17 protein-coding genes and 2 tRNA genes are annotated in these 21,760 nt (G+C 68.8%); 12 read left to right on the top strand and 7 right to left on the bottom strand.

Going from position 1 to position 21,760, the window contains the following annotated elements; translation table 11 throughout:
- Positions 1-197 precede the first annotated feature (197 nt).
- From gyrB to ACIBK5_RS23675, 4 genes are all read left to right on the top strand, one after another.
- Complete coding sequence (gene gyrB, locus ACIBK5_RS23690; RefSeq protein ID WP_399022145.1) at positions 198-2,258, top strand: DNA topoisomerase (ATP-hydrolyzing) subunit B; 2,061 nt, start codon at positions 198-200, stop codon at positions 2,256-2,258.
- Between the two features lie 42 nt (positions 2,259-2,300).
- A complete protein-coding gene (gene gyrA, locus ACIBK5_RS23685) occupies positions 2,301-4,895 on the top strand; it encodes a DNA gyrase subunit A (RefSeq protein ID WP_399022143.1) in 2,595 nt (864 codons plus the stop codon).
- 18 nt (positions 4,896-4,913) lie between these two features.
- Positions 4,914-5,747, top strand: a complete 834-nt coding sequence (locus tag ACIBK5_RS23680) for a DUF3566 domain-containing protein (RefSeq protein ID WP_399022141.1) — start codon at positions 4,914-4,916, stop codon at positions 5,745-5,747.
- A 124-nt stretch (positions 5,748-5,871) separates the two neighbouring features.
- Positions 5,872-5,948: transfer RNA gene (locus ACIBK5_RS23675), tRNA-Ile, on the top strand.
- A 159-nt stretch (positions 5,949-6,107) separates the two neighbouring features.
- Here ACIBK5_RS23675 and ACIBK5_RS23670 read toward each other — a convergent pair.
- Positions 6,108-6,434 (bottom strand): DUF6344 domain-containing protein, encoded by a 327-nt coding sequence (locus ACIBK5_RS23670; RefSeq protein WP_399022139.1) that lies wholly within the window; start codon positions 6,432-6,434, stop codon positions 6,108-6,110.
- A 337-nt stretch (positions 6,435-6,771) separates the two neighbouring features.
- Here ACIBK5_RS23670 and ACIBK5_RS23665 point away from each other — a divergent pair, with 337 nt between their 5' ends.
- Complete coding sequence (locus tag ACIBK5_RS23665) at positions 6,772-6,900, top strand: DLW-39 family protein (RefSeq protein ID WP_003999697.1); 129 nt, start codon at positions 6,772-6,774, stop codon at positions 6,898-6,900.
- A gap of 183 nt (positions 6,901-7,083) precedes the next feature.
- A complete protein-coding gene (locus tag ACIBK5_RS23660) occupies positions 7,084-8,379 on the top strand; it encodes a hypothetical protein (protein ID WP_399022137.1) in 1,296 nt (431 codons plus the stop codon).
- A 43-nt stretch (positions 8,380-8,422) separates the two neighbouring features.
- Here the strand turns inward: ACIBK5_RS23660 and ACIBK5_RS23655 are convergent, their stop codons facing one another.
- The gene (locus tag ACIBK5_RS23655; RefSeq protein WP_399022135.1) at positions 8,423-10,057 is read right to left on the bottom strand and encodes a protein kinase; all 1,635 of its coding nucleotides are present in this window, start codon (positions 10,055-10,057) and stop codon (positions 8,423-8,425) included.
- 352 nt (positions 10,058-10,409) lie between these two features.
- Positions 10,410-10,958: a DNA-binding protein gene (locus ACIBK5_RS23650; protein ID WP_189727172.1), complete on the bottom strand. Its 549-nt coding sequence runs from the start codon at positions 10,956-10,958 to the stop codon at positions 10,410-10,412.
- Positions 10,959-11,139: 181 nt separating this feature from the next.
- On the opposite strand from ACIBK5_RS23650, the gene ACIBK5_RS23645 reads away from it, so the two are divergent.
- A tRNA-Ala gene (locus tag ACIBK5_RS23645) sits at positions 11,140-11,212 on the top strand.
- A gap of 71 nt (positions 11,213-11,283) precedes the next feature.
- On the opposite strand, the gene ACIBK5_RS23640 is transcribed toward ACIBK5_RS23645, so the two are convergent.
- From ACIBK5_RS23640 to ACIBK5_RS23630, 3 genes are all read right to left on the bottom strand, one after another.
- Entirely contained in the window at positions 11,284-12,576 is a 1,293-nt protein-coding gene (locus tag ACIBK5_RS23640; protein WP_399022133.1) for an MFS transporter, read from the bottom strand.
- A 148-nt stretch (positions 12,577-12,724) separates the two neighbouring features.
- The gene (locus ACIBK5_RS23635) at positions 12,725-13,456 is read right to left on the bottom strand and encodes a 2OG-Fe(II) oxygenase (RefSeq protein ID WP_399022131.1); all 732 of its coding nucleotides are present in this window, start codon (positions 13,454-13,456) and stop codon (positions 12,725-12,727) included.
- Positions 13,457-13,496: 40 nt separating this feature from the next.
- On the bottom strand, positions 13,497-15,116 hold the full coding sequence (locus tag ACIBK5_RS23630) for an ABC-F family ATP-binding cassette domain-containing protein (RefSeq protein ID WP_399022129.1): 1,620 nt from the start codon (positions 15,114-15,116) through the stop codon (positions 13,497-13,499).
- Positions 15,117-15,703: 587 nt separating this feature from the next.
- Here ACIBK5_RS23630 and ACIBK5_RS23625 point away from each other — a divergent pair.
- The 3 genes from ACIBK5_RS23625 to ACIBK5_RS23615 all read left to right on the top strand — a co-directional run bounded on the left by ACIBK5_RS23625 (position 15,704) and on the right by ACIBK5_RS23615 (position 18,899).
- Entirely contained in the window at positions 15,704-16,705 is a 1,002-nt protein-coding gene (locus tag ACIBK5_RS23625; protein WP_399022127.1) for a HesA/MoeB/ThiF family protein, read from the top strand.
- A 109-nt stretch (positions 16,706-16,814) separates the two neighbouring features.
- Positions 16,815-18,143 (top strand): ABC transporter substrate-binding protein, encoded by a 1,329-nt coding sequence (locus tag ACIBK5_RS23620; protein ID WP_399022125.1) that lies wholly within the window; start codon positions 16,815-16,817, stop codon positions 18,141-18,143.
- A 9-nt stretch (positions 18,144-18,152) separates the two neighbouring features.
- On the top strand, positions 18,153-18,899 hold the full coding sequence (locus tag ACIBK5_RS23615) for a class I SAM-dependent methyltransferase (protein WP_399022123.1): 747 nt from the start codon (positions 18,153-18,155) through the stop codon (positions 18,897-18,899).
- A gap of 112 nt (positions 18,900-19,011) precedes the next feature.
- On the opposite strand, the gene ACIBK5_RS23610 is transcribed toward ACIBK5_RS23615, so the two are convergent.
- Positions 19,012-19,713: a DUF5324 family protein gene (locus ACIBK5_RS23610; protein WP_399022121.1), complete on the bottom strand. Its 702-nt coding sequence runs from the start codon at positions 19,711-19,713 to the stop codon at positions 19,012-19,014.
- 352 nt (positions 19,714-20,065) lie between these two features.
- Between ACIBK5_RS23610 and ACIBK5_RS23605 the strand changes: the two genes are divergently transcribed.
- Both ACIBK5_RS23605 and ACIBK5_RS23600 read left to right on the top strand, forming a co-directional pair.
- Positions 20,066-20,593, top strand: a complete 528-nt coding sequence (locus tag ACIBK5_RS23605) for a peptidylprolyl isomerase (protein WP_215120285.1) — start codon at positions 20,066-20,068, stop codon at positions 20,591-20,593.
- 163 nt (positions 20,594-20,756) lie between these two features.
- The gene (locus tag ACIBK5_RS23600; RefSeq protein ID WP_399022119.1) at positions 20,757-21,647 is read left to right on the top strand and encodes a rhomboid family intramembrane serine protease; all 891 of its coding nucleotides are present in this window, start codon (positions 20,757-20,759) and stop codon (positions 21,645-21,647) included.
- Positions 21,648-21,760 lie beyond the last annotated feature (113 nt).

Raw genomic sequence — 21,760 nt, 5'->3', positions numbered from 1 at the left:
CATGCGGACTCAGGTACCGGCAAACCCCCATCAGTGTCAGTGCTACCGGTAGACTGGAGGCAATCCCGCCCCACTCGCTGGGGACCGTCCGGGAAAAGCTGAGCAACGCTGATCAAGGCTTACCAACGCAACATGCCGCAGCCGCTCCGGCAACCCGCCGACGAGCCTGGCTCGTGCTGTGCCAGAAAGGGCGCTTCGTGGCCGATTCCGGCAACCCCAACGAGAACATCCCGTCCACCGACGAAGGCGTGAGCAGCGAGGCGATCACCTCAAACGGCGAGGTCACCGCCTCGTACGACGCAAGTGCCATCACCGTCCTCGAGGGTCTGGACGCGGTCCGCAAGCGGCCCGGCATGTACATCGGCTCGACCGGTGAGCGCGGCCTGCACCATCTGGTGCAGGAGGTCGTCGACAACTCCGTCGACGAGGCGCTGGCCGGGCACGCGGACACGATCGACGTGACGATCCTCGCCGACGGCGGTGTGCGGGTCGTGGACAACGGCCGTGGCATCCCCGTGGGCATCGTGCCGACCGAGGGCAAGCCGGCCGTCGAGGTCGTGCTGACCGTGCTGCACGCGGGCGGCAAGTTCGGCGGCGGCGGCTACGCGGTCTCCGGTGGTCTGCACGGCGTCGGCGTGTCCGTGGTGAACGCCCTGTCGACGAAGGTCGCCGTCGAGGTCAAGACCGACGGCTACCGCTGGACGCAGGACTACAAGTTGGGCGTCCCGACGGCCCCGCTCGCCCAGCACGAGGCCACGGACGAGCACGGCACCACGGTCACCTTCTGGGCCGACCCGGACATCTTCGAGACCACGAACTACTCCTTCGAGACGCTGTCGCGGCGTTTCCAGGAGATGGCGTTCCTCAACAAGGGTCTGCGGATCAACCTCGCCGACGAGCGCGAGTCGGCGAAGGCCACGGCCGGCGCGGACGAGGCCGGTGAGGACGAGAAGCACGAGGTCAAGGCCGTCTCGTACCACTACGAGGGCGGCATCGTCGACTTCGTGACGTACCTCAACTCCCGCAAGGGAGACGTGGTGCACCCCACCGTGATCGACCTGGAGGCCGAGGACAAGGACAAGCACCTGTCCCTCGAGGTCGCCATGCAGTGGAACGGCGGCTACACCGAGGGTGTGTACTCCTTCGCCAACATCATCCACACGCACGAGGGCGGTACGCACGAAGAGGGCTTCCGGTCCGCGCTGACCTCGCTGATCAACAAGTACGCGCGCGACAAGCGGCTGCTGCGCGAGAAGGACGACAACCTCACCGGTGACGACATCCGCGAGGGTCTGACCGCGATCATCTCGGTCAAGCTGAGCGAGCCCCAGTTCGAGGGCCAGACGAAGACCAAGCTGGGCAACACCGAGGTCAAGACCTTCGTCCAGCGCGTCGTCTACGAGCACCTGGCCGACTGGCTGGACCGCAACCCCAACGAGGCCGCGGACATCATCCGCAAGGGCATCCAGGCGGCCACCGCGCGCGTGGCGGCCCGCAAGGCGCGTGACCTGACGCGCCGCAAGGGCCTGCTGGAGACGGCCTCCCTCCCGGGCAAGCTGAGCGACTGCCAGTCGAACGACCCCACCAAGTGCGAGATCTTCATCGTCGAGGGTGACTCCGCCGGCGGCTCGGCCAAGTCCGGCCGTAACCCCGAGTACCAGGCGATCCTCCCGATCCGAGGCAAGATCCTCAACGTGGAGAAGGCGCGGATCGACAAGATCCTGCAGAACCAGGAGATCCAGGCGCTGATCTCCGCCTTCGGCACCGGGGTCCACGAGGACTTCGATATCGAGAAGCTGCGCTATCACAAGATCATCCTGATGGCGGACGCCGACGTCGACGGCCAGCACATCAACACCCTGCTGCTGACCTTCCTGTTCCGCTTCATGCGGCCGCTGGTCGAGGCCGGGCACGTGTACCTCTCCCGTCCGCCGCTCTACAAGATCAAGTGGGGCAAGGACGACTTCGAGTACGCGTACTCCGACCGGGAGCGCGACGCCCTCATCGAGATGGGCCGCAACGCCGGCAAGCGCATCAAGGACGACTCGGTGCAGCGCTTCAAGGGTCTCGGCGAGATGAACGCCGAGGAGCTGCGCATCACGACCATGGACCAGGAGCACCGCGTCCTCGGCCAGGTCACCCTCGACGACGCCGCCCAGGCCGACGACCTGTTCTCGGTCCTCATGGGCGAGGACGTCGAGGCCCGCCGCGCGTTCATCCAGCGCAACGCCAAGGACGTCCGCTTCCTCGACATCTGAGTCGGTCTCAGCTGACCGCACCAGGAAGGACCTTCACCAGCAATGACCGACGAGAACACTCCCGTGACGACGCCCGAGGGTGACGCCCTGGCCATGCGCGTCGAGCCCGTCGGGCTCGAGACGGAGATGCAGCGTTCGTACCTCGACTACGCGATGTCCGTCATCGTCTCGCGTGCGCTGCCGGACGTCCGCGACGGCCTCAAGCCCGTCCACCGCCGCGTGCTGTACGCCATGTACGACGGCGGCTACCGCCCCGAGCGCGGCTTCTACAAGTGCGCCCGCGTCGTCGGCGACGTCATGGGCAACTACCACCCGCACGGCGACTCCTCGATCTACGACGCGCTCGTGCGCCTCGCCCAGTCCTGGTCGATGCGCATGCCGCTCGTCGACTCCAACGGCAACTTCGGCTCTCCGGGCAACGACCCGGCGGCGGCCATGCGCTACACCGAGTGCAAGATGGCGCCGCTGTCGATGGAGATGGTCCGTGACATCGACGAGGAGACCGTCGACTTCACGGACAACTACGACGGCCGCTCCCAGGAGCCGACCGTCCTGCCGGCCCGCTTCCCGAACCTGCTGATCAACGGCTCGGCCGGTATCGCGGTCGGCATGGCGACCAACATCCCGCCGCACAACCTGCGCGAGGTCGCGGCAGGCGCCCAGTGGTACCTGGAGAACCCCGAGGCCTCCCACGAGGAACTCCTGGACGCGCTCCTGGAGCGCATCAAGGGCCCCGACTTCCCGACCGGCGCGCTCGTCGTCGGCCGCAAGGGCATCGAGGAGGCGTACCGCACCGGCCGCGGCTCCATCACCATGCGCGCGGTCATCGAGGTCGAGGAGATCCAGAACCGCCAGTGCCTGGTGGTGACGGAGCTGCCGTACCAGGTCAACCCGGACAACCTCGCGCAGAAGATCGCCGACCTGGTGAAGGACGGCAAGATCGGCGGCATCGCGGACGTCCGTGACGAGACGTCCTCGCGCACGGGTCAGCGCCTGGTCATCGTGCTGAAGCGGGACGCGGTCGCCAAGGTCGTCCTGAACAACCTGTACAAGCACACCGACCTGCAGACGAACTTCGGCGCCAACATGCTGGCGCTGGTGGACGGCGTGCCGCGCACGCTCTCGCTCGACGCGTTCATCCGCCACTGGGTGACGCACCAGATCGAGGTCATCGTCCGCCGTACGCGCTTCCGGCTGCGCAAGGCCGAGGAGCGGGCGCACATCCTGCGCGGTCTGCTGAAGGCCCTGGACGCCATCGACGAGGTCATCGCGCTGATCCGGCGCAGTGACACCGTCGAGATCGCGCGCCACGGCCTGATGGACCTCCTGGAGATCGACGAGATCCAGGCCAACGCCATCCTCGAGATGCAGCTGCGCCGGCTCGCCGCCCTGGAGCGCCAGAAGATCGTCCAGGAGCACGACGAGCTCCAGGCGAAGATCAACGAGTACAACGAGATCCTCGCCAGCCCGGTCCGCCAGCGCGGGATCGTCAGCGAGGAGCTGGCCGCGATCGTCGAGAAGTTCGGCGACGACCGTCAGACGAAGCTGATCCCCTACGAGGGCGACATGTCCATCGAGGACCTGATCGCCGAGGAGGACATCGTCGTCACGGTCACCCGGGGCGGCTACATCAAGCGCACCAAGACCGACGACTACCGGGCCCAGAAGCGCGGCGGCAAGGGCGTGCGCGGCACGAAGCTCAAGGAAGACGACATCGTCGACCACTTCTTCGTGTCCACCACGCACCACTGGCTGCTGTTCTTCACCAACAAGGGCCGCGTCTACCGCGTCAAGGGCTACGAGCTGCCCGACGCCGGCCGGGACGCGCGCGGCCAGCACGTCGCGAACCTGCTCGCCTTCCAGCCGGACGAGGCGATCGCCGAGATCCTGGCGATCCGCAACTACGAGGCGGTTCCCTACCTCGTTCTCGCCACCAAGGCCGGACTGGTGAAGAAGACGCCTCTGAAGGATTACGATTCGCCCCGTTCCGGCGGTGTGATCGCCATCAACCTTCGTGAGCAGGAGGACGGTTCGGACGACGAACTGATCGGAGCCGAGCTGGTCTCGTCGGACGACGATCTGCTTCTGATCAGCAAGAAGGCCCAATCGATCAGGTTCACCGCGTCGGACGAAACCCTGCGGCCCATGGGCCGTGCCACCTCGGGTGTCAAGGGCATGAGCTTCCGCGAGAGCGACGAGCTGCTCTCGATGAATGTTGTTCGACCCGGTACGTTCGTGTTCACTGCCACAGACGGCGGGTACGCGAAGCGGACCAACGTCGACGAGTACCGCGTCCAGGGTCGCGGCGGCCTCGGCATCAAGGCCGCCAAGATCGTCGAGGACCGTGGCTCCCTCGTCGGCGCGCTGGTGGTCGAGGAGACCGACGAGATCCTCGCCATCACGCTGTCGGGCGGTGTGATTCGTACGCGAGTCAACGAGATCAGGGAAACCGGCCGTGACACCATGGGCGTCCAACTGATCAATCTGGGCAAGCGCGATGCCGTGGTCGGCATCGCTCGCAACGCCGAGGCGGGACGCGAGGCGGAAGAGGTCGACGGCGACATCGTCGTCGACGAGACCGCCGAAGGTGCCGCGACCACCGGCACGGACGAGGGTGAGGCGCCCTCGTCCGAGTAGCACGAGGAGTGAGTCAGCGTGAGCGGAGCCACGGGCGCCGGACCGAGCGGTACCTCGACGGGTACGGACACGGACGACGGCGGCCGTGGCTCCGCCGCGCGTGCGGCGGACCCGCACACGACCAACCTGAAGGCGGTCAAGCCGACCGCCGAGGACGACTCGCCCTCGCCTGACAGGCATGGATCCCAGGGGGGAACTGTGACGGACACCCGAGGTCCGCAGACCCAGCAGCACAGCGCTGGAGCGGGCCCGGCCGCATCCGGCGCCCAGCCACAACCGCAGCCGCGGCCCAAGGGGGCCGCGCCGGAGCAGGGCACCGCCGCGCAGACGGCCTCCCCGCTGCCGGGGGAACGGCAGGCACAGCAGCAGGCCGGGCCGTACCACCCGCCGCAGGCCTATCCGGCGCAGCAGGACCCGGCCGGCGCCGGGGCCTCGGCCGGGGCCGTACGGCGACCCCGCACGGGGGCACGCACCGTGCCGCGCGTCCGCAAGGCGCGGCTGCGGGTGTCGAAGGCCGACCCCTGGTCGGTGATGAAGGTCAGCTTCCTGCTCTCCATCGCGCTGGGCATCTGCACGATCGTCGCGGCCGCCGTGCTGTGGATGGTCATGGACGCGATGGGCGTCTTCTCGACGGTCGGCGGCACGATCTCGGAGGCGACCGGCTCGAACGAGTCGAACGGCTTCGACCTGCAGGCCTTCCTGTCGCTGCCCAACGTCCTGATGTTCACGTCGGTCATCGCGGTCATCGACGTCGTCCTGGCGACGGCCCTCGCGACCCTCGGCGCGTTCATCTACAACCTGTCCGCGGGCTTCGTCGGTGGTGTGGAGCTGACGCTCGCCGAGGACGAGTGACATGACGCCTGACACGACTCTCTGACATGGATTGACGTAGTCCCGACAACCGATTTTGGGACTGCCCATGTCGTGCGCTAATCTTCAGGAGTCAGCGCGCGGGACACACCCCGCACAGCGCGGCGGGGCTATAGCTCAGTTGGTTAGAGCGCATCCCTGATAAGGATGAGGCCACAGGTTCAAATCCTGTTAGCCCCACCAGCATGAAGAACCCCCAACCGGTAGCGGTTGGGGGTTTTCTGCGTCTTCAGGATTTCTGCGGCAGCAGGGGGCGGGCAGGACATGAGGAAGCCCGGCGGCTCTGTCGAGCTGCCGGGCCTGTACGCAGGATCGCCGTTCGGATGGGATGGTCCAGGGGGTTCAGCGCTGCAGGGGAGCGAGATAGTCCGCCATGGGGTCCGACTCCGCGTCGGCGTCCGCGAGCGGGCGGTGGCGGCAGCGGGGGGTCTTGCCGTGGGCCTCGGCCCGGATGCGCTGTTTCATCGTGGGGGGCAGGGCTTTCGCCAGGGACGCGGGAGTCGTCGCCGATGCCGTCCGCTGTCGCGGGATGCGCTCGCTGTTGCGCTCCGGCTCGGTCTGCGCTACCGCCGGGGTGGCGGTCCTGGTGACGAATCCGAGCGTCGTGCACAGCGCCAGGAAGGCGGTGACGATGGCGGTCCACAGCTTCATGACCTTGTTCCGGGCCATGGCCCCTCACTTTCGGGTCGGGCGATTTGCGTACTTTCCTCATGATGTGTATGAGGGGCGCGAAGTGGTGGACCGACGCCCGTGGCGCGGCGATGTTCCGATGAACACCACTCGGATGGATGCAAGAGGGGTGAAAATGTGAGGAGAGAGGAGAAAAGGGCCCGAAGTAACCGTCCGTCGGGGTGTGATCACCCTCCGATCGGAGCGGCGCACTCCGCTTCTATCCCGGTTCCCGGGAAGGGAGTTGAGGTCCGGCTCAGGTCACCGATCGGTATCGGTCGGTGTGTATAGTCGGGCGCCAGAGGTCCCCTACGTCAACGAAAGACGAGGTCGCGCGGTGAAGAAGCTTCTCCTGGTCGCACTGGCCGCCATCGGCGGGCTCCTCGTGTACCGCCAGATCCAGGCGGATCGCGCCGAGCAGGATCTGTGGACGGAGGCGACTGACTCCGTGCCCACGGGTTCGTGAGTCACGACATCCCAAACCGAGCACACCCCGGCCGCCTCGCGGTCGGGGTTTTGTGTGTCCTGGGGCCGGCCGTACGGGCAGGATGGGCCACGGCTCGCGGATTTCATGGGTGAGGGGTGGCGCGTGAGGGGACGGTGTCGTACGGCGTGGGGGCGCGCGGGCGCGTGGCGCGGTAGTCCGTCGGTGGCCGTGCGCCTGGGGGTCGTGGGTGTGGTGCTGGGGGCTACGGCTGCCTTGGCGCCGGGCCCGGCCGCCCTGGCCGCCGCCGGGGCCTCCGGGGCGGCCGTGACGCCGAGCCCGTACGCCTTCGCCGACGGTGCCCGGAGCATCGAGGGAGCGAGGAGCACCGCGGACGCCCAGATCCTGAAGCCCGGCACGGCCTACAAGAGCTCGCTCCCGAGCAGCGGCAAGGTCAGCTACAGCGTCGAACTCGACGCCGCGTCGAACGCGTATGTGTCCGTCACTGCCGCCCCCTCCCCCGACAGCACCGTCTCCGTCATCGACGGGCTGAGGGTGTCCATGCAGGACGCCGAGGGCAATTCCTGCTTCGTCGACACCGCGAACTTCGGCGCCGCCCGTAGTCCGCACCCGATCGCGGCCTGGGGCATGCGCGAGATCTCGCCCACCAAGGCCCTGTGCAGCAAGGCCGGCACCTATTACGTGTCCGTCGAGCGGGTCGACCCGCAGGGCGAGGGCTCCTCGCCGGACGCCTGGGACCTGGAGCTCCTCGCCATGACGGAGCCGCGGACGGCGAAGGCCGGGCCGACCGGCGCGCCCGAGGTGTGGAACTCCGCCACGCCCCAGCCGCTCCAGGGGGCGGCCGAGCGCCGCCGTGGCGGCGCGGGATTCGCCGTGGCGACCCCCCTCGACCAGGGTGTCTGGCGGGACGACATGCGGCCCGGCCAGACGGTCTTCTACGAGGTGCCGGTCGACTGGGGCCGGCAGCTCCACGTCACCGCCGAGCTGGGCAGCACGGACTCCGGCGGCACCGGATACACGCCCGGCGCCCTGGACCTGGCCCTCTACAACCCCGCCCGCGGTCATGTCGCCGATGTGAGTGTCGGCTATGACGGCGACCAGAAGTCCGGCAGCCTGCCTCCGCTGCCGCCGGTCGACCACGCCAACCGCAACGCCGCCACGGCCCAGGTCAGCGCCATGCGCTTCGCCGGCTCCTACTACCTCGTCGCACACCTCGCGGAGAGTGTCGCCGACAGCTTCGGCGACGGGCCGTTCGCGATGACCCTGCGCGTCCGGGTGGGCGGAGCGGCGAAGAGCGGGCCCGAGTACGCGGGGGAGTCCGAGCCCGCGGGCGTCTTCGAGGTCTCGGACCAGGAGCGTGAGGCGGCGGCGGAGGGCGTGGCCGGGGGCGACGACACCGCGATGCGGGCGGTCGCCGTGGGCGGGATCGGCACCGGGAGCGCGCTGCTGGTGGGGCTCGGGGTGTGGACCGTGGTGGCTCGGCGGAGGAGCGCCGCGTAGCTCCGGCCGGGCCCGGCGGCGGCGGGACTGATGCCCGCGCGGTTCAGATGCGGGCCAGGGCCCAGAAGCCGACGGCGTAGCAGGCCAGGGCGAGAAGCAGGAGCGGGACCGCCACCTTCGCCGGAGGGCCGGGGCGGCGGCGTGGCCGTTCCGCGCGATGCCGTGAGGCCGCCCGGGCGGGCGGTGGGGCCTGCGGGGCCTGGTGCGGGGTCTCGTGCGGGGTCTGGGCGGTGTACGAGGCCGTGGAGGTGTCGGTGCGGTGGTGCGCCGCGGGGGGCAGGGGCTGACCGAGGTGGCCCGGGTGGCTGGAGTACGCCGGTGGGAGCGGCTGCGAGGCGTGCGAGGCATGAGGGGTGTGCGAGGCGTGCAGCCGGTGCGTGGGGTCGTAGGGGGAGACGGATGGCTCGGGGGGCTCCGGCTGGTGCGCGGACTGCGCCTGTGCGTCGTGGGGCCGGCCGCCGGGCGTGGGGGAGGAGGTGCCGGTGCTCTGCGGGGGCGGCAGATGGAAGCTGCCGGTGTCCGACATGGAGTTCGGCCGAGGCTGAGCGGGGGTGGCCGGGGCGGCTGACGGGTCGGTGTCGTGGCGGGGGCCGGGCGGGCCGGGCCGTACGGCCTCGGGGCCCGGGGGCCAGGGATCGCCGTAGTCGTCACCGTAGTCGTCGCCGTCGCTGTGGCCCGCGGCTTCGGCGCGCTGCCAGGAGTCCGTTCCTGTCGGAGCGTGGGCGGCCCGCTGTGACGGTGCCTCGTCCGTCCCCGGGCCGGGCCGCTCTTCCCTCCGGCCCAGCCCCCGCGCTCTCTCCAGCGGGCCCTCGGGGGCGAACCCCGGAGGAAGCGGGCCGAGTTGGTCGAAGATCTCGATCAGCTCGTCGTCCGGGCCGGGCTCCGGGAGGAGCTCCGCGGCGGCGGCCAGCGCCTTGCGCGCCCCGGTGGCCGTACGGAACCGTGCCTGCGGGTCCGGCTGAAGCAGCGTCGCCACCACCTGCCACAGCGGTTCCGGAATGCCCTTGGGCGCACCGGGCGTCCCGTGCTCGGCGAAGTACTGGATGAGCGCCTTGCTGTCCGGCTTGGCCCCCTCCAGCAGATACAGCGCGACCAGTCCTGCGGCGAACAGGTCGGCGGGGAAGTCGGGTTCGGCGCCCATCAGCTGCTCGGGCGCGAGATAGCCGGGCGTTCCCACGACGAGATTGGTCTCCGTCAGGCGTGGCTCGCCCAGCCGCATCGCGATGCCGAAGTCGGACAGCCGCAGTCGCGGCCGGCCGGTGCCGGTGGCCTCCAGCAGTACGTTGGCGGGTTTGACGTCACGGTGTACGACGTCCTCCGCGTGCACCGCGGCCAGCCCCGCCAGCAGCTGGTCGAGCAGGGTGCAGACGAAGGCCGGCGGGAGGGGACCGTAGTCCCCGACGAGATGGACCAGGGAACCGCCGGCCACCAGGTCCATGGTGAACAGGACCTTGTCGTCGTCGGCTGCCCAGCTGGAGGGGGCGAGCACATGGGGGTGGTCGATCCGCAGGGCCTGTTCGCGTACGAAGCGCAGCAGTGAGTGCGCGTCGCTCTGGAGCAGGACCTTGGCGGCCACGTAGCGACGGCGGCGGTGGTCCCAGGCGCGCCAGACGGCACCGACCCCTCCGCGCCCGATCGGGTCGACCAGTTCGTACCGGCCGGCGAAGACCTCACCCATGGCTGTACGTCGCTCCTCCCCCTGCGGCTTCCCCCCTTGCTTCCCCCTCGACGAGCGCTGCGACTCCTCGATGGGTGATGCGACTCCCCCGTTGCGCTACGAATCCCCCGTTGAGCGGGAGAACCCGCTCTCGCCGGCTGGTCCCCCGTGCGTGACACGCCCCCGTGTGTCCGCCCGTGCCGTGCGCTGTCCCCCGTGACGCCGGTCAGCGTCCGTCCCCCGTGACGCCGGTCAGCGTCCGTCCCCCGTGACGCCGGTCAGCGTCCGTCCCCCGTGACGCCGGTCAGCGTCCGTCCACCGTCAGATCACTCCGTCCGGCCGCCGAACCCCCTTCGGCTGCCGGGCGGTGTGATCAGCTCTGGTGGGACTGGTAGTGCGCGACCGCGTCCGAGGTGCGGCCGGCCCCGTACACCCGGAGGAACTCTGCCAGTTCCGGGTGGGTCGGGGCGAGGGTCTCCGCGGCCTCGATGATGTCGCCCGCCGCCGCGACCGAGCGCAGCAGCGACTGGATCTCCCGGACCACGCGCTTGACCGTGGGCGCTCCCGAACTGGTCGTCGTCTGTGTGGTGTTGCTCAGCACCGAGCCCCCCTGTGACTTCTTGATCTCCTCCATGCGCTCAGTGGCCTCGGCCGCGCTCACGCTGCCGTCCGCGACCTGCCCCGCCAGGTCCTGCAGCAGCTGCACGCGCTGCACGACGGCCGGGTTGCCGATCTTCGCCCGCTGCCCGCTCATCAGCTGCGACAGCATCGGTGCGGACAGTCCCAGAACCCCCGCGAGACGAGCCTGGTTGAGACCAAGATCGTCGATGAGCCTACGGAAGAGCGCCCCCAACGGCTCCCCGTACCAGTTCCGCTGCAGTTCCCGCGCTCTTGCGGTGGCTTCCTGCTGTGCGGCGTCCATTGCGTCTCCCCATCGCTTCCCCATGTACGGCGGTTCGCGGTAGCGAACCACGCCGAGCATCTTACGGAGAGTGGTCGGCGACGGGGACCCCCAATCCTTTTGCGGAATCACGGGGGTGACCCGGTACTCTGGTCTCCGACGCCCGCCGGGACATGCTTCGTCCGGGCGGATGTCCCCTTCCGGGGCCTTAGCTCAGTTGGTAGAGCGCTGTCTTTGCATGGCAGATGTCAGGGGTTCGACTCCCCTAGGCTCCACGTGATCGGACCTCTCTGATCTGCGGAAACGCGGTCAGAGGGGTCTTTCTCGTTCCGCTCGGCGCAGCGCGTCAGACGGTGCTCACGGGTTCGGCCTCGTTCACGTCGTAGGTGCCGAGGTGGCGGTTGAGGACGACCCAGGCGATGGAGGTCGCGAGGCCGCAGGACGCGATGACCAGGGCCGTGGTGGGGCTGAGGAACTGGGAGACGGTGCCGCCCACGATCGCGCCGACGGGTTCGAAGCCCAGCGTCGTGAACCGCATCGCGGAGGTGACCTGGCCGATCATGTGCGTCGGCGTCACCATCTGCTTGATCGTCTCGCTCATGACCAGGTTCACGACGATGGCGAAGCTCCACAGGAACATCCCGGCGGCCACGGCGAGGAACCGCAGGAGGGAGGAGTCCAGCAGTTCGGAGCCGGGGACGAGGAAGGCGCCCACGGTGGGCACGACCAGGGACAGGACGTAGAGCAGCCGGGTCCGCACCTTGCTCATGAACGAGGAGGCGGCGGTCGCGGACAGTACGCCGCCGAGCCCTCCGGCCGCGCTCGCGAGGCCGACGAGGAGGGGGCTGAAGCCCAACTCCTTGACGACATAGAAGGTGTAGACGGCGAAGAACATCGCGGTGAAGAAGTTGAAGTGGGCCGCGGAGACGATCACCGGTCGCAGTACGGGGTGGGAGAAGGCCCAGGTGAAGCCGGTCAGGGCGCCCTTGACGGACTCCTGCTCAGACTCCTGCTCCTGCTCCGGGTTCTCCTGCTCCGCGTCCTCGAGCCCTTTGGACTCCTCGCTCTTCTTGCTGCCGCCCCCGGACCCGAGCAGCAGCACCGTGCTCGCGACATAGCTGCAGACATCGGCGACCAGGGCCAGGGGCGCGCCCAGGGCCTGGACCAGGAGGCCTCCCAGGCCGGGTCCCGCGACCTCGCTGACCGCGGTGCTGCCCTCCATATACGAGTTGATCTTGGGGAGTTGGCGGCGGTCGAAGGTCAGCACCATGTGCGAGGAGAGCGCGGAGTCGTACAGGAGGGTGAGGGCGCCGACCAGGAAGACGGTCGTGAAGAGCAGGGGGATGCTCAGCAGGTCCAGCGCGTAGGCCACCGGGATCATCCCGATCAGCAGCAGGCGCAGGATGTTCGCCGTCACCATGACCGACCTGCGCGGATAGCGGTCGGCGGTCATGCCCACCCACAGCCCGAGGAGCAGTACGGCCAGCGACTCGGCACTGCCGAGCAGGCCCATCTCGAACGCGGAGGCGTCGAGGGTTCCCAGGGCGAGCAGCGGGATGATGACCACGCTGGCCTGGGTACCGAACAGGGACACGGTCTGGGCAGTCCACAGGTTTCTGAAACCGCGGTCTTTGAGCACGTAGGACTCCTGGCGGCACGCCGGTAGATCTGATGAGAACGGTGGCGGACTTCGCCGCACGGCACCGCCTGTGGCGGACAGAGCCGTGCGGGGATCAACAACCGGCCGCCGGAGGCTCGTTGGGCGGGCCGTCGTCCGTGAGCGGCCGCTACTTGGCCGTGCCGAAGTGTACGGCGATGGAGTAGCGCACCCAGGACCGCGAGCGGATCGCGCACACGCTGTGGTGGTATCCGGGGTTGATCCGCAGAAGGGCCACGCGCCCCTGCTCGGGCTGCGTGGCCAGGGCGGCGCCGCTGGGAGCCTCCACCACGAGTTCACCGCCGTCGCCCGCGGCCCACCCGGGGGAGAGGAAGAAGACGAGGCCGAAGCGCCGGTCGTCGAAGGTGTCGGAGTGGCGGCGCAGATAGTGGCCGGCCTCGTACTTGGCGATGTCGGCCGAGCGGAAGGACACCCGCTCGCCGAAGGCCTCGGAGAACGCGTCGGCCACGTCGGTGCTCTTGAGCGCGGAGATGAAGGCGCGGATGCCCAGGGCGTCCCGGGGGATGTCGCGCAGACAGCCGCTGCGCGAGAAGCGGCGCTCCGGAGGAGCCTCGGTGAACTCCTCCTCGCCGCACGGCTTCACGTTGTCATCCGGGGTGAGCAGCCAGTGCTCCGTGGCCCAGGTCGGCAAGGCGGCCAGCTCGGAGACGAGGGGGTCTGTCATGTCCGCAGGCATCAGGGGCAGGCTGGTGGCCGGAGCGTCGCTGCCCGGCCGCAGCCGGCCGAGTGCTTCCGCCACGGGGGCCGCGGTCAGCATGCCGATCGTCTTGCCGTGGAAGGCGATCGCGGCGTCCCTGCTCATGTGGTCCATGACGGAAGCGGTCTGCGCCGAGTCCTGCATCTTGCCTCTCCTTCGGTCGGTAGGGGGCCACGCCAAGGGATCAGCGGACCCTGGTCACCCGGTTCTCGTCCCACACCGGTTCCTGCGTCTGCACCACCTCGCCGTCGGAGCGGAAGAGGAGGTAGCGGTTGAAGGAGCTCGCGAGCCAGCGGTCGTGGGTGACCACCACGACCGTGCCGTTGAACTCCTCGATGGCCTGTTGCAGCGCCTCGGCCGAGACCAGGTCGAGGTTGTCCGTGGGTTCGTCGAGCAGGAGCAGCGTCGCGCCGCCGAGTTCCAGGAGCAGGATCTGGAACCGGGCCTGCTGTCCTCCGGACAGCGTCTCGAAGCGCTGGTCCGCCGCGGCCGCCAGCTCGTACCGGGAGAGCATGCCCGCGGCGGCCCCGCGGTCCAGGCCCTCGCGGATGCCCTCACCGCGGCCCATGATCTCCACGAGCGTCCTGCCCACCCATTCCGGGTGCTGGTGGGTCTGGGTGAAGAAGCCGGGCACGACCCGGGCGCCCAGCCGCCAGGAGCCGGAGTGGTCCACGTCGAGGCCGGCCAGCAGCTTCAGCAGATGGCTCTTGCCGGAGCCGTTCGACCCCAGCACCGCGACCCGGTCTCCCAGGTAGATCTCCAGGTCGAACGGTTTCATGAGCCCGGTCAGTTCCAGCTGCTCACAGGTGATGACGCGGGTTCCGGTACGGCCTCCCGTCAGCCGGGGGACCACGCGCTGCTCCCGGGGCAGCTCGGGCGGCCGGCCTGCCTCCTCGTACTTGCGCAGCCGGGTCTGGGCGGCGCGGTAGCGGGGCGCCATGGCGGCGCTGATCTTCGCCTGCTCGCCGAGGGTGTGCACCAGGTCCTTGAGCCGTTCGTGCTCCTCGTCCCACCGGCGGTGCAGCTCGGCCAGCCGGTCGCGCCGGGCCTGGCGGGCTTCCTTCCAGCCGGTGAAGGAACCGCCGTGCACCCAGGTGCCGCGGCCTTCGAGAGCGACGACCTTGGTGGCGACGTTGCCCAGCAGGGCCCGGTCGTGGCTGACCAGCAGCACGGCCTTGTCGGTGGTACGCAGCTGCTCTTCCAGCCACCGCTTGCCCGGGACGTCCAGGTAGTTGTCCGGCTCGTCGAGGATGAGCACCTGCTCGCGCCCGCGCAGCAGTGCCTCCAGTACGAGGCGTTTCTGCTCGCCGCCGGAGAGGGTGTTGACGTCGCGGAAGCGGGCTCGGTCGAAGGGCATGCCGAGCGCCGCGGTGGTCACCACGTCCCACAGCACTTCGATCTCGTAGCCGCCGGCCTCGCCCCAGGTGCTCAGCGCCTCGGCGTACCGCATCTGCGTGGCCTCGTCGTCGCGTTCCATCAGCTCGAGTTCGAGGGCGTCGATGTCCGCCGCGGCCTCGGCGATCCGCTCGGGGGCGGCGGCCAGCAGCAGATCGCGCACGGTCGAGTCGTCACGCACCGAACCGATGAACTGCGGCATCATCGCCAGGCCGCCCTGGACGTGGACGGTGCCCGCGCGAGGCTTGAGCCGCTTCCCCGCGACGTTGACCAGGGTGCTCTTCCCCGCGCCGTTGTGGCCGATCAGCGCCGCGACCTCCCCGGCCCCCACGGAGAAGCTGACGTCTTCGAACAGTGTCCGCCCGTCGGCGAGATTGCAGCGGACACTGTTGAATTCAAGGAATCCCATGATTCTGAGCTTCGTTCTCTCGCTTTGGAAGATGCGCTGAGTGCGGCGCGGAATTTAACGCTCCGGTTTTAGGTGGTCGGCCCAAAGGGTCCACTACCCCTGCTCGGTGGCACTTCAATCCCCCCGCATCAATCCCCCGCATCAATCCCCCTGTAGCGCGGCGTCAAAGGCGTTCACGCGTTTCACGGATCCTGCCTGGCCGGATCCGCGAACACAAGGGCGAGAAATGTCCGTGTTGCAGGCATTGAGCATGCTTTGCGTTGAAAAATAAATCCTGATGAGAGACGGTTGACAACCACCTGTCCGAATGGTGAAGCTTCCTGACGTCAGAGCAATTCGGTTCCGCTGCACATGAGGAGCGACAGTGAACGAGAACGTTGCTGAGTCCGCAATTCAGGTTGCCTCGCAGGAGCAGGATGACATCTTCTTCATCGAGGAGATGGACGTGGCCGACGCCGCTCAGGTGATGGTCCACCGCTGTTGACAGTGTGAGCGGGAGTGCGGCCCCGGTAAAACGGGGTCGCACTTCCGCTCAGTGCATCCCTGAGTGATATCCGCTTCCGGCCTCGAGGATGTGTTCGCGCGCTATGCGTGTATGGCTGAACCCGGCCTGGCAACTGGAATCGGCCGAGGGCACGGTGACGTTCCAGGGCGAGAAGAAGAAATACGTCCTCGATGATGGCAAGGGCACCGTCAGCCGGCTGCTGGAGTCTCTCGAAGGCGGCTGTGAAAACGCAGCCCTCGAAGCGCTGACGCGCAGTGACCCCGAATGCGCGGGCCTCGTCAGGGCCTTGCGGAAGCGCGGTCTTCTCATCGAGTCGCCCTCGGGGCCCGCGGGCGACGACAGCGTCCATGCCCGGCAGTGGGGGCATCTGGCCCTGCACACACACCGCCCTGACGAGGCACAACGCCGCATCTGCGGTGCCAAGGTCATGGTCATGGGCGTCGGCGGCACCGGCAGCGTGATCCTCCAGCACCTCATCGGAGCCGGCGTCAGGCGCTTCGTCCTGGTCGATGCCGACAAGGTGCAGCTGAACAACCTGAACCGCCAGTTCACCTTCCCCAGGGCAGCCGTGGGCGAACACAAACTGGAAGCGGCCCGCACCTATATCCGTGACCGAGTGCCGGACGCCGACATCTGGCTCGTCGACCGGTTCGTCGGATCGCCGGCGGAAGTCGGCGAAGTCCTGGAAGCGCATGCGGACGTCGATGTCATCGCTGTCTGCATCGACCAGCCGATCGGCAGTATCTCCGATGCGGTGGCCGAATCGGCCTGGGATCGGAACATGCCGTCCATATTCGGCGGTGTGGGCATGCAGAAGGGCTTCTACGGGCCGCTCTTCGCCCCGGGGATATCCACCGTGACTCCCGAGCGGCTCTCTTTTCCGGTGCGCGCCGGCATCATGCCGGACAATGATGCCGGAAATCTCCGGAGCACACGCTATTCCTTCGGGCCCAACAACACCATCATCGGCGCCTGGATGGCCGCTGCGATCATTCATCACCTCGCGGGCATCACCGAACTCGTCGAATACGACGTACGAAAAATCATCGACTTCGAAACCGGTCATATCATCGCCCAGGCATAATAAGCGGGCGCTCGGCATGCTGTGGTGAAGGCTTTGAGCGGCTGTACCTCGCCCTAGCGATACGGTTCGCGCCAAAAACGCAGCAGTATCGCGCCAAAGGGGAAGCGGCATGTCCAAGCCGATCCGTGTGGAAACGGACCTGATTCCGTCGGGCCTCTACGGCGCGGCCGACGACTGGACCGGCCTGACGATCACCCGTCAACTCGCCCGCCCGCTGTTCCTGGAAGGCCCCGACCGCACCCTGAGGCCGGGCCTGCTGCACAACGCGCTGCGCCTGGACGAGAAACGCTGGGACTTCGCCGTGCGGCCCGGTGCGCGATGGTCCGACGGCCGGCCGATCCACGCTCGCGACATCGCCCGGCACATCGCGGCGGTCGCCAGGCAGGCCGGCCCCTTCGCCTGGCTCGTGTCGCTCATCGAGCGGATCCAGCCCCTCGACCCCGACCGGCTGCTGCTGACCACCCGCCACCCCGTCGGCAATCTGCCCGGGCTCCTGGCCAACCCCGTCTTCGGCCCCCGGCACAGCGACCCGGCCGTCACCAGCGGCGCCTACACCCTGGCCGACGGCCCCTCCGGTGAAATCCGCCTGCGGGCAACCGGCGCCTGGCCCGACGTCACCTACGTCCTGTCCTCCGGCGCCGAGCACGGGCAGGGCCTCTACGACCGAAGAGCCGTCGACATCACCTGCCCGACGACGTTCCCCGTGGCCCGGTGGGCCCATCGCGCCGACTACCCGGACCTCCAGGTCGACGACCTCGACATCGCCGTCGCCCTCCTGCCGCCGAGCGGCATGGCCGCCGAACAGAAGCAGGCCGTCGCCGCCGCCGTCGACCGCCGGGATCTGTCCCGGGGGCTGCACGGCGCCCTCAGCCCACTGGATTCGTTGACCGGACTGTGGGGCCCCCACCGACCACCCACCGAACCGGCCCGTGCGGCACACGAACTGTTCCCGGCAGCCGGGCGCACCCCCGCCCGTCTGGTCTTCCCGGACTTCTCACCGAACCGTGAGGCGGCGCACCTCCTCGCCGACCAGATCGGCGAGCACACCGGACTCACCCTCCGGCCCGAGGCCATCGACTACCGGGCCTATCTCACCGAGCTCCACACCACGCACCGCGAAGACTTCCGCCTCGTGCTGATGGCCTCCCCCTGGCCCGACCCGGTCGCCCTCCTTCTCCCCTTCACCCGCCGCCCAGCGGCCCAGCTTCCCGGAGGGCCCGAATCCGCGTTCAAGGACATCGTGCACCGGGCTCTCGCGGCGGACGACCTCCAGGACCGGCTCGGCCACTGCGCCCAGGCCGAACAGCTGCTGAGCGCGACCGGCGAAGTCTGCCTGGTCGGACGGCTCAGGTCGGCCGCCCGGCTGCGCGTGAAGAACTACGTCAGCCCGCCGTCCGGCTGGGCCGACCTGTCGGTGTGCGAACCCCCGCAAGACTGAGGACAAGCGATGGCGAAGATCAACTACCTCAAGGTCAACGAGCAGTACTGGGACTCCAACAGCGAGCTCTACCACGATGCCCACCCCGAGCACTTCGACGCCGGCAGACACCCCTCCTGGGGGATCTGGCACCTTCCGGAGAGCGACCTCAAGATCTTCACCGATGACCTCCCGGCCGGCTCCCGGATCATCGACCTCGGCTGCGGCATCGGACACGACACCACCGGGTTCGCCCGCGCCGGATACGAGGCCTACGGAGTCGAACTCTCCTCCGGCCAGCTCTCGCGCGCCCTCGGCGAAGGAGCCGCAGGCTTCGTCCAAGCCGCCGCGGAGCGCCTGCCGTTCCGTTCAGGGGTCTTCGACGCGGCCTTCTGCGACCACGGCGCGTTCGACTTCTCCCCGCCGCAGCGCCTGCTCCAGGAAGCCCACCGTGTGCTCCGCCCCGGCGGCATCCTCGGCCTGTGCACCTACTCCCCGCTCCTGCAGATGTGCTTCGACAACCAGAGCGGCACGGTCGGCGAGCGGCTCTCGAACCGCTACGGCGACGCCCGGATGAAGTACGGCGGCGATGTGGTGGTCTTCCACTCCACCTACGCCCAGTGGATCGACATGTTCCGGGACTGCGGATTCTCCATCGAACGACTGGTGGAACCCCTCGCCCCGGCCGGCGGCGCCACCTACTTCAAGGAAGCCCTGGACCGGAACTGGGCGGAGAAGTGGCCGGCGGAAGTGGTGTGGAAGGTGCGCAAGAGCTGAGCTCGAGCTTGTTTCACGTGAAACAGCACGGCGGGGCGGGAGACCCTCACGGCCGGCTCTCAAAGCCGGACCTCGAGTCTCCCGCCCCGCCGTGCTGTTGCCCCGGCGGCCGTCAGGAACGGTCGTCGCGCTGAGCGGCCTCTTCCTCTGCCTGCTTGGCCTCGACCTCCGGGTCCAGGACCGACTGGCCGGTGCCGTCCACGGAGGACAGCCGGCCCGACTCGGGAACCTCGGTCGCGGCGGGCGGCTCCACCAGCCAGTCCGGGTTGGCCTGCTTGTCCCACCACTTCCAGGCGGCGAAGGCACCACCGGCGAGGGCGCCCAGAATCGCCAGCGTCTTCACGGCACGGCCGGCCCTCGCCCGCCGTTCCTGCTTGCGGACCAGCTTCTGGATCTCCTTCGACGAGACCTGACCGCGCAGCGCGGCCAGCGCGGCCACACTCCGGGCGGCGGCCTCGGTCGTGACGGGACCGGCCGCGGCCATCGCCTGCTCAAGCCTCGGCCGGGAGTAGTCCGCCGCCTGCCGTGCGGCCTTGCGGGTGCGGACGGCGGCTTCCTGGGCGGCCTGGTCGACCTTCGGCGGCACATGCGTACGGGCCTGCTCCAGATACGGCTGCACATGGGCGCCGTACTGAACGCGTGCCTGTCCGGCTGCCTGGGTCACCTTGGGCGCCAGCCGTACGCGTGCCTCGTGTGCGTAGTGCGTAGCCCTGTCCTTGGCCGTGTCGGCGTAGGGCGCCACCACTTCCGCGGCGTGCAGCACGCTGTCCTTCGCCGAACCGGTCGCGGCGCGCACGCTGTCGATGCGGGTCACGGGTTCCTCCTCCTCGGTGGCGTACGGTATTTCGACTTTCCACCCTTTTACGGATCATGCCTCCGGGTGCGCCGCCAGGCATGCGCGGGCGGGCATCCGGGTCACGGGAAACGGCGCCGGCCCTCTCAGGTCGAGAGCCGATCACGTGCAATAGCGGATGAATCGGGGGCAACGGGAGCTTGTCGTCGACAATGCCACGGATCGCCGCCGCGCGCGCCCGCCCCGGGACTACTCGACTGGATTTCCGCAACCGATCGGCCCCCGTTCCCCCGGGCGAACGGAGGTCAGGCGACGCGGAGCGTCGTCCGTGCGAGGATCAGGGGGTCACGGAAAGACAACGGAAGGCAGGATCGTGGCTGAGCAGCTCTACGCCACCCTGAAGACCAACCACGGCGACATCGAAGTCCGGCTTCTGCCGAACCACGCCCCCAAGACGGTCAAGAACTTCGTCGAGCTCGCCCAGGGCGAGCGGGAGTGGACTCACCCCGAGACCGGGAAGAAGTCCACGGACAGGCTCTACGACGGTACGGTCTTCCACCGGGTGATCAGTGGCTTCATGATCCAGGGCGGTGACCCGCTGGGCAACGGCACCGGCGGTCCCGGCTACCAGTTCGAGGACGAGTTCCACCCGGACCTGCGCTTCGACAAGCCCTACCTGCTGGCGATGGCCAACGCCGGCCCGGGCACCAACGGCTCGCAGTTCTTCGTCACCGTCTCCCCGACGGCGTGGCTGAACCGCAAGCACACCATCTTCGGCGAGGTCACCGACGCGGCGAGCCAGAAGGTCGTGGACACCATCGCCACGATCCAGACGAACCCGCGCACCGACCGCCCGCTCAACGACGTGGTCATCGAGTCGGTCGTCATCGAGACGCGCTGAGCACGAAGGCCCCCACAGGGGAACCAATCGCCCCGCTCGTCCGTAAGGATGGGCGGGGCGGGGCTTTTCCCAGCACGGCTTCCCAGCACGGCTTTTCCACCACGGCTCTCACGAGTCACGGCTTCCACCACAGACCCACGGCTTCCACGACATAGGGGATCTCATGGACGACCAGGCTGCGGGCAGCCCGCAGGACGCCCACAGCGTCCCCATGTGCTACCGCCACCCGGGCCGCGAGACCGGCATCCGCTGCACCCGCTGCGAGCGTCCGATCTGCCCCGAGTGCATGGTCAACGCCTCCGTCGGATTCCAGTGCCCCGAGTGCGTCCGCACCGGCTCCGGCACAGGTCACGCGCCCACGGCCGCCATGCCCCGGACGATCGCGGGCGGTGCGATCACCTCAGACCCCCGCCTGCTGACCAAGATCCTCATCGGTATCAACCTGGCGGTGTTCATCGCCGTCCAGGTGCGCGAGTCGATCCTCACCGACATCGTCCTGCTCGGCGCCTGGCCGCCGGCGCCCTTCACGCCCACCCAGGGCGTGGCGGGAGGCGAGTGGTACCGCATGGTGACCTCGATGTTCACGCACCAGGAGATCTGGCACATCGCGTTCAACATGCTCAGCCTGTGGTGGCTCGGCGGCCCGCTCGAAGCGGCCCTCGGCCGGGTCCGCTACCTCGCGCTCTACCTTGTCTCGGGCCTCGCGGGCAGTGCCCTGGCCTATCTGCTGGCTTCTCCGAACACGGCCACGCTGGGCGCCTCCGGCGCGATCTTCGGCCTCTTCGGCGCCACGGCCGTGCTGATGCGCCGGCTCAACTACGACATGCGGCCGATCATCGCGCTGCTGGTGATCAACCTGATCTTCACCTTCAGCCCGGGCTTCAACATCTCCTGGCAGGCCCATATCGGCGGCCTCGTCGCCGGTGTCGTCGTCGGATACGCCATGGTCCACGCCCCCCGTGCGCACCGCGCGCTGGTCCAGTACGGCACCTGTGCGCTGGTCCTCGGTGTGGTAGTCCTGCTGACCCTCCTGAGGACGGCCCAGCTCAGTTGAGCGTGATGCTGGACGTGATGTTGTCCACAGCGGGTGTCGAGTCTTGTGCACACGGTGCGGGAACACATGTGCCCCCTGTCACCGACCTGCGTTTCCGCAGGTCAGGCAGGGGG

The organism is Streptomyces sp. NPDC050546, assembly GCF_044457425.1.
In the GTDB taxonomy this organism is placed as follows: domain Bacteria; phylum Actinomycetota; class Actinomycetes; order Streptomycetales; family Streptomycetaceae; genus Streptomyces.
Note: the sequence above shows the minus strand (reverse complement) of the source record. Positions and strands in the feature narration are given on the sequence as shown.